We start from the raw sequence: 15,105 nt of genomic DNA on the forward strand, positions 1-15,105 counted from the left end.
GCGAGGACGGCGCTCGGCGTCGCTGCTCTGGCCCTGCCGGAGTGCCTGGCCGAGGTCGAGGCGGTCGCGGTCCTGGACCGAACCGGGCGGCGAACGGGCGCGTGCCCGGGCGGTCTCGCGGATTCGGTCCCGCGCCGAGCCGGCGGGCGGTAGCCTCGCGGCGGGCGTCCGGCGAGGAGCGGCCGGCGGGAGGAGGGGGCGCTGTGGAGCAGTCGACTCGGTCGGTCCGTGGCCCGGGGGCGCCCGACGGCCCGCTGGCGGACAGTGTGACGGAGGCCGTGCTGCTGGCCGGTCTGCCGGTCGCCTTCGGCGGCCACGGGCCCGGCGTCCACGTACGCCCTGCGGAGCACCTCGACGGCGGGCGCCGCGACGACCTGGTCATCGTCGACTGGCTTCCCTCCGAGCGGCTGACCGCGGCGGCGGCCACGGCGGGGGCCGAACGGGCGTCGGCCGGGCGGACCGTCTGCACCGCGCTGGAGAACGCCCTCGCCGAGTTCCTGCCGGCCTTCGGCCTGGTCGTGGACGAGCACCGGCCCGGTGCGGGCGTGCGGGTCGGCCGCGCGGACGCGGGCGCGCTCGCCCTGCCGTCCACCGCCGTGCCCGCGCCGCGCGAACCCGGAGCGACGCCGGCCGAGCTCGGCATCGGCGCGACGGGCGTGGCGGCGGTCCGCCGGGCAGCCGCCCTGGCCGGGCTGCCGCTGGCGCGGCACACCGGCGATCCCGGCGTCACCCTGGGCCGGTGTCCGGCGGTCGGGCCCGACGACGCGGCTGCGGCCGGCGCCGCCGACGTCGGTTGGAACCCCTCGCACCGCCTCACCGGTCCGGACCCCGGGGTGGCTGCCGCGGTCGAGGCGGTGCATGCCGCCATGCTCCACGCGGTGGGCACGGCGCTGGGGGCGTGCGGTACGGAGCTGCGGTGGGTGCGGCCGGCGGGTCTGCCCGCGCAGTTGCGGGCCTTCGGTCCGTCCGGGGCCGACGCAGGGCACGGCTGAGGCTCGGCGCAACCACGCGGGCTCAGGCCGGGAGGACCTGCGGGCCGTCCCGGGGGATCGTGCGCCAGCCGTCGGCGATGTCCTGGTGGAGGCGTCGCCCGCACGTGGCGGCTCCGGCGAGAGCGGGGACGGGCAGCGCGTCGGGCCACAGCCACACGGGGCCGTCGTCCTGCACCGCGCGCGCGGGGTCGGCGGCCCGAGCTGCAGGGTCGGTGTTCCGAGCGGCAGGGTCGGTGTTCCGGACGGCGGGGCCCACGGCCCGGACGGCGGCGTAGGCGGGCAGCAGGTCGGCCATCGACTGCCAGGTGCCGAGCACCGGGCCCACCCGCTTGCGCAGAACGTGGACGCCCGCCACCGGCAGCCCGTTGGCGAGGACGTCGAGGGCCTTCGGGGCTCCCGCGTGCGGGGTCCCCAGGGTCAGCAGGGCCCGGCAGCGGCTCCAGTTCTCGTCCGACTGCGCCAGCCAGTACCGGACGACGAGCCCGCCGAGCGAGTGCGCCACGATGATCAACCGCTTGTCGTGCGTCCCCCGGTCGGGCCAGAGCGCGGCGAGCCGCTCGTCGACGGCGGCCCCGAACCGCTCGGCGGCGTCCCGCACGCCCAGGCGGAAGTCGTAGCCGAACCCGACGACGGTCGCCGCGGTGGTGCGTCCGCCCGGCGTGCCGTCGTCCAGCACCGCGCCCCGCAGCGAACCCAGGCGCGCCAGCAGGCCGTTGTAGCCGTGCACCGGCGTCCAGGACGGCATCGCCTTGCGCGTGGGCACCAGCCCGACCGGCACCAGCCGGGGGTTGACGTCCACGCTGAGCGCCTCCGGCCGGCGCAGCAGCCCGAGGTCGCGCACGGCCGCCGACCAGATCGGACGCTCCGGCGCTCCCCCCTCCGCGAGCAGACTGCCCCCGATGCCCGGCACGACCATCACCAGGTGTTGACGATCCGGCATGTTCCGGTCCCCTCCCCGAAGCCTGATCCGGCCGCCCAGTCTGGCTGACTGCCGTGCGACTGCGGCGCGTTGGGCGGAGCTGCAACGAAAGCCGGACATTGGCAATGGACACGATTCCACCGGGTGAACGTTCGTACGATTCCTCGAACCGCCGGGCGTCGGGCTCGCCGCCGCGGTGGGCGCCGGGGCGCTCGTCGCGCCTGCGCGCGGCGCGCTCGATCGAAAAACCGTTCGAGACCCGCGGGAAGCCCCTCCTAGACTGATGATCATGCGTGCTGTTCGTACCCCGGCGCTGATCGCCGCCGCCGCCATCGCCCTGCTCGGTGCCTGCTCCGGAGCGCCCGAGGGCCCCTCCGCCGGCCCGTCCACCGCCCCGGCCGCCCACGCCGGCGCCGGATCCGACGACCCGACCGACGAGCCGTCGCCGGAGCCCACCAAGGTCGACGTCCGTGCCCTCACCTCGGCCGAAGTCCAGCACCGGTGGTGGAGCTGGGCCGGATCCACCGCGACCGCACGCAACCCGGTCGTCGACACCGACGGCCGCCACTGCGCCGAGGGCCAGAAGGACGGCATCTGGCTGCTCGCCGGCACCTTCGGCACGACCACCACCCGCCGGTGCACCGTCCCCGCCCACACCCCGATCCTCTTCCCGGTGGTCAACAGCTACGGCACGTCCGCGAACTGCCTCACCTTCATGGACGCCGCCCAGGGCAGCGCGGTACTCGACGGCAAGAACCTGACCGTCGAGGCGCTGGGCGCGACGCTGATCAATCCCGAACGGGTCAAGGACGGCCCGGTCGCGGAGCACCACGACATCGAGAACTCCTGGGCCTGCGGCCTCTGGGTCCGCCTGGACGGGCTGACCCCCGGCCAGCACGAGATCGTCTTCCGCGGCAGCTCCGGCGACTTCGCCACCGGCGTCGACTACTGGCTCACCGTCACCGACGGCCCGCTCCCCGGCTCCTCTGTGGCACCGGCCGCCCTCACGGGCGCGTAGCGGGGGTCCGGGGAACCCGGGGACCGCAGACAGCACGCCACGGGCCCCGCCGGACGAACCGGCGGGGCCCGCGCGACGCGGTGTCAGCCCGCGGTACTCAGCTCTCCTCGGAGGAGCGCAGCCGGCGCGAAGCCACCAGCAGGCCCGCACCCGCGACGACCGCCGCAGCGGCGCCGCCGGCCTCCCAGCCGAGCGCGTCGCCCGCGCCCGTGGCGGCGAGGGTGCCGGAGACCGGGGCGGCGGCGGTCGCCGCCGTGCTGGCGGTCGTGGTCTTGCTGGTGGTGCCGGTCGTAGCGGTCGTACCGGTGGTCAGCGAGGCCTGCTTCGCCTGGGCGTCCGCCTGCTGCTGAGCGGCCTTGCGGGCGTCCGTCTCGGCCTGCGCGCGGGCCGCGTTCGCCGCGTCCACCGCCTCGGCCGCGGCGCGGCCGGACTTCAGGAAGGCCCGGACGTCCTCGTAGGAGCCCTCGAACGCCTTGAGGGCCGCCTTGCGCACCTCGGGGCCGCCCGACTCGATGAGCTGGGAGACCCTGACCCGGTCGTCGCTCTCGCGAAGCACCGGGTACTGGACGTTCAGGAACTTCTTGACGTCGTCCCAGGTCCCGTTCATCGCGGTGTTGGCCGCCTCGCGCACGCGCGGACCGGTGTCCTTGTGGCTCATGATCTGTATCAGCCGGAGGCGGTCGTCGCCCTCCCGGGCATGGAACTGGCCGTCCCGCCACTTATTCGCCATCACCCCAGGTCGGGGCCACGCCCCCGTCGAGGCCGCCGGTTCAGCGGAGGACGACCGTCACCCGGGAGTCCCTCAGGCGCTGCACGATCTCCTCGAAGTAGGAGAGCCCGCTCTTCGTCTCCACCTGGTCCGCCAGGGCGCGCCGGGCGACCTCGGAGTCGTGCCAGACCAGGGTGAAGGGCGGGGCCACGCCGAACCCGCCGCCCAGACAGTCGCTGAAGGCGTTCCACTCCCGCCCGAAGTACCGGCCGGGACCGAGCAGGGCCTCGGCCAGCGCACAGTGCAGCCCGGGGACGTCCGTGACGAACCGGCCGTCGAGGTGGTGCTCGCCGCCGCTACGGTCGGTCGTGGGCACCGGCACCCGCCAGGCCCGGGGAGTGAGGTCCAGCCACAGCTCCCTGCCCCGCTCGTCGTACGGCGCCCAGGCGTTGGGCTCGGCGGGCGGGCCCTGGTACCACTGCTCCCAGATCGGGCGGGCCGCCCGCGGGGGCCGGTCGCCGCCGTCCGCGAGGGTCAGGTCGAGCAGCCCGTCGCCGAGGCTGGACGGACGGGACTCGACGACGTCCAGGGCGACGGTCCGCTCGTCCATCACACCGCCGCTGCGGTCCAGTGTCAGGAGCCGGACCCAGCCCGGGACCTCCCCCTCCCGATGCCCCTCCCGTTGCCCCTCCAGCGCCGCGAGCAGGGGCGCGGCGGGCTCGCAGCCGATCAGCTCCAACGGCTCGGCGTCCGGGCCCTCCCGCGGCTCGAACAGGCCGTCCACCGCCGAGCACCGGCCGGCCGACGGGTCGCCGGTCCTCGTGCCGGCCCACAGCTGGAAGCGGGGCTCCGCGGGCACGCCCGGGACGTTGCCCTCGTCCCGGACCCCGGCCGCGATCACCACGTCGTACCGTGCGGGGTCGGCCGGGTGCGGCCGGTGCGCCACCACGACCACGTCGACGAGTTCGTACCACATGGCGGACCGCTCGCCGTCCAGGACCTCGACGCCGAAGTCGCCCAGCCCGCGCAGCGGGACGTCGGGCGCGGAGAGGACGTCCCGCAGCGGGCCCTCGGGCAGGCAGCCGCGGAGCGTCAGGATCTCCCGCGGCGGCGGGACCGGATCGACGAACAGCCCCTCGACGCCCGCACACCTTGCCCACACCTGCTCGACGCCGTCCGCGTCGTCCTGCACCAGGAGGTACCGCACCGGGAAGCCCCGGTCCCACCCGATCCGGTCCTCGCCCCGCACCCGTCCCCCGAACCCCTGATCGATCATCGGCCCTACGATACGGCCCCGTGCGCTCCCTCCGCCCCGCACCAGCAGGGCGGCGGCCGGTCGGCGCCGGGCGCGGGCCAGTCGGTCGGCACCGGCAGCGTGTCGACCAGCCGCGCGATCGCGCGCGCCGGCGCCGCCACGGCAGGAAGCGCGGCACCGCGGACAACTGTGCGACGAGCGCACCGAGTTCCGGCGGCCCAAGGTGCGGGGTCCGTCCGGCCGGTCCGGACGATCCGCGCGCCGACCGAGGGCCTGCCGAACAGGTGGACGGCGCAGCGCACCTGAGGAGCGCTCGGCACCTCGCCCCGGGGCGAGGTGCCGGGTTCGCCGACGGCGCCGGCCGCCGCCGGCCGGTCAGCCGGTGATGTCCAGGGCCGTTCCGTAGAGCCGCTCGACGTGCAGCCGGATGACGACCCTGCGCTCGGCGACCAGTTCGGCGAGGAACGCGTCCTCGTCCTCGCCCTCGGGCCTCGCGGCCGCCGGGATCATCCCGAGCAGTTCCCGCCCCACCGCGTCACCGGGTTCGGTCGTGATCCCGGACACCTCGGCCGTGCCCTCGGCGACGGCGAACGACCAGACGTCACCGCCCTGGACGTGCACGGCCGCCTGCGGGTTGCGCTGCAGGTGTCGGACCTTGATGCGGTCGGCCGTCGAAGAGAACCGGACGGTGCGGGACTCCGGGTCCCAGCTGTACACCATGGTGGTCAGATGGGGGTGCCCGCTCTGCTTCACCGTGGCGAGGGTGCCGAACTGCTGCCCGGCGAGCAGCTCGGAGAGGGCGTCGTCGGACAGGGAGCGAGGTGCGGGTCGTTGAGTCATGCCGTGATCAACTTCGGCAACCGCCTTGGCATTCCCCGGCCGCGCACCCGATCCGACGACGACGCCGAGTCGGCTCACCCCGCGGCACCCGCCAGACTGCCCGCGAGGTGGTCGCAGAGGTGCGGCAGCCAGTCGGGCCGGGCGTTGCCGAGCAGGTGGTCGCCGTGGGGGACGGTGAGGTGGCGGCCGCGCGGGGCGAGGCGGGCCAGTGCTTCGCCGTCGGCCACGCCGGGGATGACGTCCGTTCCGCCGTCCACGACGAGGAGTGGGGCGGTGATCCGGGGTGCCAGGTCGGTGAGGTCGACGCCGTCGGCGAACGCGCGGGCGGCGTCGGGCCCGCCGGTGCGCCGGGCCAGGAGGTCCTGGACGGGCGGCGGGAGCTGGTCCCAGTCGAGGCGGAAGGGGCCGCTGACGGTGGCGACGGCGGCCACCCGGGGTTCCAGTGCGGCCGTCCGGGCGGCGAACCAGCCGCCGAGGCTGAGGCCGACCAGGCCGAACCGGTCGAGGCCGAGGGTGTCGGCGATCCGGCCGACCACCCGCTCGTAGTCGGCCGGGAGGGTGGAGGTGGCCGCGAGGGCGCCCTGCCCGGGGCCGTCGGTCGCGAACACGGCCAGCCCGCGGGCGAGCAGGGCGTCGGCGAGGTCGAGGAACTCCTCCTTGGCCGAGTCGAGTCCGGGGACGACGACCACGGTGGCGGATGCGTCGGCGGGCCCCCGCAGCCAGCCGGTGAACCCTTCGCCGCTCACCCGCCGCGCCCCGGGCTCCAGCAGGGCGAGCGCCCGGCCGAGGGCGTCGTCGGCCGCGGCGGCGGCCCGGTGGGCCTCCGCGTACGGCACCAGCGTGGCGAGGTGGAACCAACGGGCCGCCGTCAGCAGGTGCCCGCCCGCCGAGGTGGGCGAGGCGGCGGCCGCGGCGCGGCGCACGTGCTGCTGTGCGGTGCGGGCGAACTCGGGCCCCCAGTCGGCGACTTCGCCGAGCCGGTCGGTGACCCGCCGGTACTCGTGGGGGTCGACGCCGGCGCCGGTGGCGCGGGCGTACTGGGCGGCGGCGAATTCCCGGGCGTTCATCGGTTCCCTCCGATCAGCAGGACGGCCTTGCCGCGGATCCGGCGTTCCCGCAGGTCCACCAGGGTGTCGGCGGTCTGCGCCCAGTCGGCGGTCCGGCCGATCTCCGGGTGCAGCCGGCCCCGGTCGACGAGCCGGACGAGCGCGGCGAGGTCGGCGCCGTAGGGGGCTCCGGCGTAGTGGAAGTGCCGGACGGTGGCGCGTTGGGGCCCGGCGAGGAGGTCGAAGAAGTCGAGGGTCACCGGGGTGCGGGAGGCCTGGCCGAACCAGACGAGCGTTCCGCCGGGGCGCAGTCGGGCCAGGGCCGCGGGCAGCGCGGGGCCGCCGGTGGACTCCAGGACGACGTCGAACGGCCCGTCGGCCTCGGCGACGTCGTGCACCACGCGGGCGCCGAGGGCGGCGAGCCGTTCGCCGCGCTCCGGCGTGGCGGTGACGGCGGTGAGGTCGGCCCCGGCGCCGACGGCGAGTTCGGTGACGTAGTGCCCGACCCCGCCGGAGGCACCGGTGAGCAGGACCCGCAGGCCGGCCGTCGATCCGGCCGTACGGAGCAGGCGCAGGGCGGTGATCCCGGCCAGCGGCAGGGCGGCGGCACTGACGGTGTCCACGCCGTCGGGGAGCACGGCGAGGGAGTGGGTGGGCACGGCGGCGTACTCGGCCCAGCCGCCCTGCGGCGGGTGTCCGACCACCCGGGTGCCGACGGCGGGTCCGGAGCCGTCGGCGGCCTGCTGGACGACGAGTCCGGCGACGTCCTTGCCGGGCAGCAGCCCGGGCTCGGGGCGTTCGAGGAGGAAGGTCTCGCCGCGGTTGGGCGCGAACGCCTCGACCTTGACCAGGACTTCGTCGGGCGCGGGCACGGGCTGGGGCACCTCGGCGAACGCGACCGGGCGCGCCGGGTCCCCGGTGGGGATCAGTCTCTGCATGACCGCCATGCAACCCGCTCGGCCCTCCGGTGATCCAACAACGGACCGGCGATGCCGACAACCGGTGGTTGTCGCCCGAGGTGAGGAGTCGCCCGAGGTGCGTAGTCGCCTAAGGTGAGGGCCGTGGATCTCGATGTGGCGCAGGTGCGCGCCTTCGTACGCGCCGCGGAGGAACTGCACTTCGGGCGGGCCGCCGACACCCTGGCGATCTCCCAGCAGGCGCTGTCCAAGCGGGTCGCACGGCTGGAGTCGCTGCTGGGGGCGGAGCTGTTCCACCGCACCGCCCACGGGGTGGCGCTGACGGGCGCCGGGGAGCGCTTCCTGCAGCCCGCCCGCCAGACGGTGGCCGCCGCCGACACCGCGGTCGCGGCGGTGACCGGCGGACGGCGCGCCCTGCACGTGGACGTCTGGGGCCACCTGTACGCGCCGACCCGCACGCTGGCCCGGATCGCCGCAGCGGCCGGGGAGTTGGTGCTCGGGCACGGGCGCGACCTGCCGTCGGTGACGGAGGCGCTGCTGCGGGGCGACGTCGACGCGGCCTTCGGCCGGGTACACCCGCCGCTGCACGCCGGGCTGACGCACCGCCTGGTGCGCCTCGAACCGGTGGACGCCGTGCTGGGCGCCGGCCATCCGCTCGCCGCCGAACCGGTGCTGCGGCCGGCGCAGTTGCGCGACAGTGTGCTCTGGGCGCCGGGCGCGCTGGACCGGCTCGACTTCCTGCACCGCTTCGCCGAGCGCTTCGGCATCCGGGAGACCGCGGCGGGCCTCAATCTGGGCCTGCCGCACTTCCTCGGCGAGGTGGCCGGCGATCCGCGGCGCTTCTCGCTGCTGCCCGCCGACGTGCCGCTGCCGCCGGTCCCCGGACTGCGCTCCGTCCCACTGGCCGAGCCCACCCCGTTGTACGCGTGGTCCCTGCTGTGGCGCACCGGCCCGGCGCACCCGGGGCTGGACGGCCTCCTGACCGCCTGCGCGGAGCAGGCCCGGAGCAGCCGCTGGCTGGAGTACGACCCGGCCCGCGACTGGCTCCCCGAACCGCCCGCGGCGGCTGCCGCGTAGGCCCGACCGCCCGATCGGCGCGCCCGCCGGGGACGGGCCCGAGACCGGGGTGCGCCGCGGCGGAGTCCGGGGCGCACGGCCCGTCGGCCCTCTCGATCGGCTCCTCCTCCGCGAGGATTCGGGGGACCTCGTCCACCGGGACGGACCAGTGGCACGCGCCGCACGCCGGGCCGGCCGACCGCCACCCCCACGAGAACCGGAGCGCACCGTGCGACTGCTCCTGACCTCCGACACCCACGTCCCGAAGCGGGCGCGGTCACTGCCCCCCGCCCTCCTCGACGCGATCGACGAGGCCGACGTCGTCTTCCACGCCGGCGACTGGATCGACATCGCCACGCTCCGGCTGTTCCGGGCCCGGGCCGCGCGGCTGGTCGCCGTCCACGGCAACAACGACGGACCGGCGCTGCGGGCGGAGCTGCCCGAGATCGCCCGCGTCGAACTCCAGGGGGTCCGCTTCGCGGTCGTCCACGAGACCGGGCCGGCCCGGGGCCGCGAGCTGCGGTGCGCGTCCCGGTTCCCCGACGCCGACGTCCTGGTCTTCGGGCACAGTCACATCCCGTGGGACAGCCTCGCCCCGAACGGACTGCGGCTGCTCAATCCCGGCTCGCCGACCGACCGGCGCCGGCAGCCCTTCGCCACCTACCTGACCGCCGGCCTCGACGACGGCCGTCTCGCGGACGTCCACCTGCACCGGCTGCCGCCCCGGACCTGAGCGGAGCGGAGCGGGAGCTGCGGACGACTCGTCCCCGAACGGATGAATTTGTGGGGCGCGCGGACGCATTCCGGTATCTCTTTCGGCGACACCTCCGTCCCCCCTCAGGAAAGGCCTCCCATGCGCGTCCGCCTCGTCCTCGCCTCCGCCGCGAGCACCCTCCTCGTCCTGGGCCTCGCCGCCGCCCCCACCCAGGCGGCCTCGACGTCCCGGGTGACCGTGGACCCCGCTGGCACACTGGCCGCCGACGGCGTCCCCACCCTCTCCGGCACCTACCGCTGCTCCCCCGGCGGCCGCGGCCCCGTCTTCGTCAGCAGCAGCATCGTCCAGGGCAACCGGACGACGGGCACCGGAAGCACGGCGGCCACCTGTGACGGCCAGGTCCACACGTGGGTCCACACCAACAGCGACGCCGGCTCCGCCCTCCGCTACTCCCCGGGCACGGTCACCGTGCGGGCGCACCTGCTGCGGCTGACCACCCAGCACGGCCTGCCGCTGCCCGAGCCGATCGCCCAGGGCGAGGCGCAGGTCGAGCTGAGCTGAACGCCCGCGGTCCCCGGGCCGGCGTGCCCGTCCTACCCCCGCCGGTCCGGGGCCCCCGGCGCATCCCGGCTACCCGCCCGCGGCCGGCCCACCCGCCCAGGCGGCGGGACAGTCGCGGTCGTCCACGAGCAGGACCTCCAGGGTGCGGGGGCCGTGGACGCCCTCGACGCGGTCGAGTTCGATGTCGCTGGTGGCGGACGGGCCGGAGACGAAGGTGAGCGGGCGGCGCGGGTCGAGGGCGGCCAGGGCCTCCGGCAGGTCGCCGACGATCTGGGCGGCCCGGACGATGCACAGGTGGTGGTCGGGGACGAGGGTGAGGGCGCGCCTGCCCTGGCCGGGGCCCGCGTCGAGGACGATCGTGCCGGTGACGGCGATGGCGGCGGCCGCGGTGGTGACCACGGCGTCGGCCGCGTCGAGGTCGGCGAGGGCGACCGGTTCCTCGCCCGGCGGCCAGGCCGGCCGGGGGCGGAGCTCCTCGGGGAAGCCGGGCGGGACGACGACGCGGGTGTGGCCGTGCGCGGCGAGGGCCGACCGGACGGCGTCCGCGGCGGTGGCGGGGGTGCACCGCAGGACGGTGGCGCGGTAGTCGGCGACGCGTTCGGCGAACAGTTCCACGAGGTCCCCGGCGGCGTGGCTGCGCAGGTGGGCGCGCGGGACGGGGACGTCGTCGGGGTGCTCGTCCGCGGGGACGTCGGCGAGGGCCGCCCGGATCCGGTCGAGGACGAGTCGGCGGGTGGTCACGAGGTCCCCCGGTTCTTGCGCCACCAGGTCCGGAAGGACTCGGCGGGCGGGGTGGCGGTGTCGCGGGCGGCGGACCAGCCGCGCAGGGGTCCGGGGAGCGGGCCGATGCGTCCCTCTCGGCCGAGCACCCTGCCGCCGGCCGAGGCGGCCTTCTGTGCCGCGGCGAGGCGGGCGGGCGACGCGAGGACCGCGGCGGCGGCCTTCATGGCGAGGGCCTCGGCGGTGGGCAGCCGGTTCGCCCGGCGCTCTGACTCGACGACCTGGGCACGCAGGTGGGTGAGCACCTCGGGGATGTCGATCTGCACGGGGCAGGCGTCGTAGCAGGCGCCGCACAGGGTGGAGGCGAACGGCAGGGAGGGGGCGTTCTCCACCCCCGCCAGCTGCGGGGTGAGGACGGCGCCGATCGGGCCCGGGTAGACGGATCCGTAGGCGTGGCCGCCGGTGCGCTCGTAGACCGGGCAGACGTTCAGGCAGGCCGAGCAGCGGATGCAGTGGAGGGCCTGCCGGCCGACCTCGTCGGCGAGCGTCGCGGTGCGGCCGTTGTCGAGCAGGACGAGGTGGAAGTCCTGCGGGCCGTCGCCGGGGGTGGTGCCGGTCCACATCGAGGTGTAGGGGTTCATCCGCTCGCCGGTGGAGGAGCGCGGCAGCAGTTGGAGGAAGACCTCCAGGTCGGTGAAGGCGGGGACGACCTTCTCGATCCCCATGACGGTGATCAGGGTCTCGGGCAGGGTGAGGCACATGCGGCCGTTGCCCTCCGACTCGACCACGACGACGGTGCCGGTGTCGGCGCAGGCGAAGTTGGCGCCGGAGACCGCGACCTTCGCGGTGAGGAACTTCGCGCGCAGGTGGAGGCGGGCCGCCTCGGCGAGCGCGGCCGGGTCGTCGGTGAGGTCCGCGGGTGCGGGGCGGCCCCGCCGGCCCATGTGCTGCGCGAAGATGTCGCGGATCTCGCCGCGGCCCCGGTGGATGGCGGGGACGAGGATGTGCGAGGGGCGGTCGTCGGCGAGTTGGACGATGAGTTCGGCGAGGTCGGTCTCGTACGCGGTGATGCCCTCGGCCGCCAGGGCCTCGTTCAGGCCGATCTCCTGGGTGGCCATCGACTTGACCTTGACGACCTCGCGCTCGCCGGTGGCCCGGACCAGCTCCGCGACCATCCGGTTCGCCTCGGCCGCGTCGGCGGCCCAGTGGACGGTACCGCCGGCCTTGGTGACGGACGCTTCGAGCTGTTCGAGGTACTGGTCGAGGTGGCGCAGCGTGCGCCGTTTGATGGCGGCTCCGGTGGCGCGGAGTTCCTCCCAGTCGGTCAGTTCGCCGGTGGCTGCGAGGCGTTTGTCGCGGATGGTGGTGGTGGCCCGGCGCAGGTTGCGGCGCTGGCGGGTGTCGGCGAGGGCGGTGGCTGCGGCTTCGGGGAAGGCGGGGGTGCCGAGCCAGACGAGGCCGTGGGTGTCCTTCATCGGCGGGCTCCTTCGGTGGCGGCGAGGATCTCGGCCAGGTGGAGGGTGCGTACGCCGGAGTTGAGGCGGGACAGGCCGCCGCCGATGTGCATCAGGCAGGAGTTGTCGGCGGCGCACACCACCTCGGCCCCGGTGTCCAGGACGCCGCGCATCTTGTCGGCGAGCATCGCGGTGGAGGTCGCGGCGTTCTTGACGGCGAACGTGCCGCCGAAGCCGCAGCAGGTGTCCGAGGCGGGGAGGTCGACGAGGTCGATGCCGCGGACGGCGCGCAGCAGGCGCAGTGGCCGGTCCCCGAGGCGCAGGCCGCGCAGGGAGTGGCAGGTCGGGTGGTAGGTGACGCGGTGCGGGAAGGCGGCACCGACGTCCTCGACGTGCAGGACCTCGGTGAGGAACTCGGTGAACTCGTGGACCTTCGGCACCAGTTGGGCCACCCGGTCCTGCAGTTCGGCGGACGCGTGGCGGGCGGCGAGCAAAGGGTGGTTCGCGCGGACCATGCCGGCGCAGGAGGCCGAGGGGGTCACGACGGCGTCGTACGCGGCGAAGGCATCGGCGAACCGCCGGACCAGGGGCAGGGCCTCGGGCCGGTAGCCGGTGTTGAAGTGCAGTTGGCCGCAGCAGGTCTGGCCGGTGGGGAAGTCGACGGTGTGGCCGAGGCGTTCGAGGACCTCGACGACGGCGCGGCCGGTGCCGGGGAAGAGCGTGTCGTTGAAGCAGGTGATGAACAGGGCGATGCGCATCCGGGTCAGTCCCCCTGGCGGCTCGGGGCTGGAGGTGTGGGCACGTGGGCGTTCAGCGGTCCTTCGGAGCGCAGATCGTCCCACAGCTCGAGCGGGATGTCCCGGTGGTGCCGGTGGTGCCGGGCGGGGCGTCGCGGGCCGGTTGCCGGTACGCCGGCCGCCCCCTCCGCCCCCTCCGCCGCCTCCGTGAACGACGGACGACGGACGACGGACGGCGGCAGCGGCCGGGTGGGTGTCCGGTCACTGCCGCCGTCCTCGTGCAGGGGATCAACGGCCCTGGAGGGCCTTGACGTTGTCGCCGAAGGTCCAGCCCTTCGAGCCGTCCCAGTTGATCGACCAGGTCATCAGGCCCTTCAGCGAACCGCCGAAGGCGTTCCACGACTGGCTGACCAGGCTCGGGGCCATGTGGCCGCCGCCCGCACCGGGCTGGGCCGGCAGGCCGGGGACCTGCTTGTCGTAGGGCACCTTGATGGTGGTGCCCTGGATGACCAGGCCGTTGTTCAGGCACTCGGTCTGCTTGGTGAAACCCTGGACGGTCCCGGCCGAGTAGGAGTCACCCGAGCAGCCGTACATGCTGCCGTTGTAGTACTGCATGTTGAGCCACCACAGGCGGCCGTTGTCGGCGTACTTCTTGATGATCGGCAGGTAGGAGCCCCAGATCGACCCGTAGGTGACGCTGCCGCCCGTGACGTACGCGGTCTCCGGGGCCATCGTCAGGCCGAAGCCGGCGGGCATCTGGGCCAGGACGCCGTCGATGATGCGGATCAGGTTGGCCTGCGAGGCGGACAGCGTGTTGATGTTGCCGCTGCCGGACAGGCCGGTCTCGATGTCGATGTCGATCCCGTCGAAGTTGTACTTCTTGAGGATCGGGACGACGGTCGCCACGAACCGGTCAGCCACCGTGCTGGAGCTCAGGTCGATGCCCGCGGTGGCGCCGCCGATCGACATCAGGAGGGTCGCCCCGGCCGCCTTGGCCTGGCACATCTCGGCGGGGGTCGAGACCTTGACGCCGGCGTCCATGCCGTCCTGCCACAGGACGGTGCCGTCCGAGAGGATCACCGGGAAGGCCGCGTTGATGACGTTGTAGCCGTGTGCGGCGATCCGGCTGTCCGTGATGGGGACCCAGCCCATGCCGGGGTGCACGCCGTTGGCCGCGCCGTCCCAGTTCTCCCAGTAGCCCTGCAGCACCTTGCCGGACGGCTTGGGCTTCGTGGGGCAGGTCTCCCCCGGCGGGGTGGTGGTCGGCGGCGCCGTGGTCGTGGGCGGCGCCGTCGTGGTGGGCGGTGCGGTGGTGGTGGGCGGGGCCGTGGTCGTCGGCGCCGGGGTGGTCGGCGTGGGGCTGCTGCCGCCGGGGCCGGCGAGCGACACGTCGTCCGCGTGGTAGGCGGGCTGCCCGTACCAGCCGTGCAGGTAGACGGTCACCGAGGTGGTGCTCGGCCCGGTGGTGAAGGCGACGCTGAGCTGCCCGTACGACGCGTTGTTGGCCGTCCAGGTGGACGGGGTGCCGGTGAGGCCGGTGCCGGTGGCGCCCAGGTAGACGTAGCTGCCCTGGACGTACGCGCTCAGCGTGTACTGGGAGTTGGGCTGCACGCTGACGGTCTGGGTGCACTGGGCGTTGTCCAGGCCGGTCGGCGTCGCCTTGAGCGCGCCGGTGCCGGAGCGGACCGGGCTGCCGACGGCCGCGCCGGAACCGCCGGTGCAGGTCCAGCCGGAGAGTCCGCTCTCGAACCCGGGGTTGGCCACCAGGTTGGTGGTGGCGGCCCCGGCGGTGACGGAGCCTGCCACGGCGAGGCCGGCTCCGACGAGGGCGGCGGCGCTGAGCCCGGCGAGGGAGCGGCTCAGAACGGTCGATCCCTGCGCGGGCCGGACGCCACGGTGCACCCGCGACGCCCGTTCCACGACCACCCGCTGCGGGCGGGCGCCGCCACCCTCGGGACGTACTGCCTCGTGACGGCCGCTCTCCGGACGGGGGTGGGACTCGCCCGACGGGCGTGGTGCGCGCGACCTTCGACGGAACATGCTGTGCTCCCTTCCCGCCGAGCGCCATGGACATGACCATCGCGTGGGGGCGTGACGCCCGGCTCTGGGGTGAGGTGGGGACATGTGGGGCTGTGCCGGTCCGGATCGTAGGAGGGCCGACCGGGC

15 protein-coding genes and 1 pseudogene are annotated in these 15,105 nt (G+C 75.2%); 5 read left to right on the top strand and 11 right to left on the bottom strand.

What is annotated here, in order from left to right; all coding sequences use genetic code 11:
• The first annotated feature begins 203 nt into the window (after window positions 1-203).
• On the top strand, window positions 204-992 hold the full coding sequence (locus ACWGB8_RS10790) for a hypothetical protein (protein WP_452212314.1): 789 nt from the start codon (window positions 204-206) through the stop codon (window positions 990-992).
• 22 nt (window positions 993-1,014) lie between these two features.
• Here the strand turns inward: ACWGB8_RS10790 and ACWGB8_RS10795 are convergent, their stop codons facing one another.
• A complete protein-coding gene (locus tag ACWGB8_RS10795; protein WP_452212316.1) occupies window positions 1,015-1,932 on the bottom strand; it encodes an esterase/lipase family protein in 918 nt (305 codons plus the stop codon).
• A gap of 268 nt (window positions 1,933-2,200) precedes the next feature.
• Here ACWGB8_RS10795 and ACWGB8_RS10800 point away from each other — a divergent pair, with 268 nt between their 5' ends.
• Entirely contained in the window at window positions 2,201-2,929 is a 729-nt protein-coding gene (locus tag ACWGB8_RS10800; RefSeq protein WP_452212318.1) for a signal protein, read from the top strand.
• A 97-nt stretch (window positions 2,930-3,026) separates the two neighbouring features.
• On the opposite strand, the gene ACWGB8_RS10805 is transcribed toward ACWGB8_RS10800, so the two are convergent.
• From ACWGB8_RS10805 to ACWGB8_RS10825, 5 genes are all read right to left on the bottom strand, one after another.
• Complete coding sequence (locus tag ACWGB8_RS10805; protein WP_452212320.1) at window positions 3,027-3,659, bottom strand: ALF repeat-containing protein; 633 nt, start codon at window positions 3,657-3,659, stop codon at window positions 3,027-3,029.
• Window positions 3,660-3,699: 40 nt separating this feature from the next.
• A complete protein-coding gene (locus ACWGB8_RS10810) occupies window positions 3,700-4,914 on the bottom strand; it encodes a barstar family protein (protein ID WP_452212322.1) in 1,215 nt (404 codons plus the stop codon).
• Between the two features lie 354 nt (window positions 4,915-5,268).
• Window positions 5,269-5,733: a pyridoxamine 5'-phosphate oxidase family protein gene (locus ACWGB8_RS10815; protein WP_452212323.1), complete on the bottom strand. Its 465-nt coding sequence runs from the start codon at window positions 5,731-5,733 to the stop codon at window positions 5,269-5,271.
• 74 nt (window positions 5,734-5,807) lie between these two features.
• Window positions 5,808-6,800 carry an alpha/beta hydrolase family protein gene (locus ACWGB8_RS10820; RefSeq protein WP_452212325.1) on the bottom strand — a complete coding sequence of 331 codons (993 nt, stop codon included), beginning with the start codon at window positions 6,798-6,800 and terminating at the stop codon, window positions 5,808-5,810.
• Window positions 6,797-7,717, bottom strand: coding sequence for a zinc-binding dehydrogenase (locus ACWGB8_RS10825; protein ID WP_452212327.1), 921 nt, complete (start codon window positions 7,715-7,717; stop codon window positions 6,797-6,799). The genes ACWGB8_RS10820 and ACWGB8_RS10825 overlap by 4 nt, the downstream gene beginning before the upstream one ends.
• A 123-nt stretch (window positions 7,718-7,840) precedes the next feature.
• On the opposite strand from ACWGB8_RS10825, the gene ACWGB8_RS10830 reads away from it, so the two are divergent.
• The 3 genes from ACWGB8_RS10830 to ACWGB8_RS10840 all read left to right on the top strand — a co-directional run bounded on the left by ACWGB8_RS10830 (window position 7,841) and on the right by ACWGB8_RS10840 (window position 10,028).
• The gene (locus ACWGB8_RS10830; RefSeq protein WP_452212329.1) at window positions 7,841-8,773 is read left to right on the top strand and encodes a LysR family transcriptional regulator; all 933 of its coding nucleotides are present in this window, start codon (window positions 7,841-7,843) and stop codon (window positions 8,771-8,773) included.
• 208 nt (window positions 8,774-8,981) lie between these two features.
• Window positions 8,982-9,485 carry a metallophosphoesterase family protein gene (locus ACWGB8_RS10835; protein ID WP_452212331.1) on the top strand — a complete coding sequence of 168 codons (504 nt, stop codon included), beginning with the start codon at window positions 8,982-8,984 and terminating at the stop codon, window positions 9,483-9,485.
• Window positions 9,486-9,605: 120 nt separating this feature from the next.
• Window positions 9,606-10,028 carry a DUF6299 family protein gene (locus ACWGB8_RS10840; protein ID WP_452212332.1) on the top strand — a complete coding sequence of 141 codons (423 nt, stop codon included), beginning with the start codon at window positions 9,606-9,608 and terminating at the stop codon, window positions 10,026-10,028.
• A 69-nt stretch (window positions 10,029-10,097) separates the two neighbouring features.
• Here ACWGB8_RS10840 and ACWGB8_RS10845 read toward each other — a convergent pair whose 3' ends face one another.
• The 5 genes and pseudogenes from ACWGB8_RS10845 to ACWGB8_RS10865 all read right to left on the bottom strand — a co-directional run.
• Window positions 10,098-10,769, bottom strand: a complete 672-nt coding sequence (locus ACWGB8_RS10845) for a LutC/YkgG family protein (protein WP_452212334.1) — start codon at window positions 10,767-10,769, stop codon at window positions 10,098-10,100.
• A complete protein-coding gene (locus ACWGB8_RS10850; RefSeq protein ID WP_452212335.1) occupies window positions 10,766-12,223 on the bottom strand; it encodes a LutB/LldF family L-lactate oxidation iron-sulfur protein in 1,458 nt (485 codons plus the stop codon). The genes ACWGB8_RS10845 and ACWGB8_RS10850 overlap by 4 nt, the downstream gene beginning before the upstream one ends.
• Window positions 12,220-12,960 carry a (Fe-S)-binding protein gene (locus tag ACWGB8_RS10855; RefSeq protein WP_452212337.1) on the bottom strand — a complete coding sequence of 247 codons (741 nt, stop codon included), beginning with the start codon at window positions 12,958-12,960 and terminating at the stop codon, window positions 12,220-12,222. The genes ACWGB8_RS10850 and ACWGB8_RS10855 overlap by 4 nt, the downstream gene beginning before the upstream one ends.
• 267 nt (window positions 12,961-13,227) lie before the next feature.
• Window positions 13,228-14,328 (bottom strand): chitinase, encoded by a 1,101-nt coding sequence (locus ACWGB8_RS10860; protein WP_452212398.1) that lies wholly within the window; start codon window positions 14,326-14,328, stop codon window positions 13,228-13,230.
• 42 nt (window positions 14,329-14,370) lie between these two features.
• Window positions 14,371-15,063: pseudogene (locus tag ACWGB8_RS10865) on the bottom strand (carbohydrate binding domain-containing protein); the annotation flags it as partial.
• Between the last annotated feature and the right edge of the window lie 42 nt (window positions 15,064-15,105).

It is taken from the genome of Kitasatospora sp. NPDC054939 (assembly GCF_053610105.1).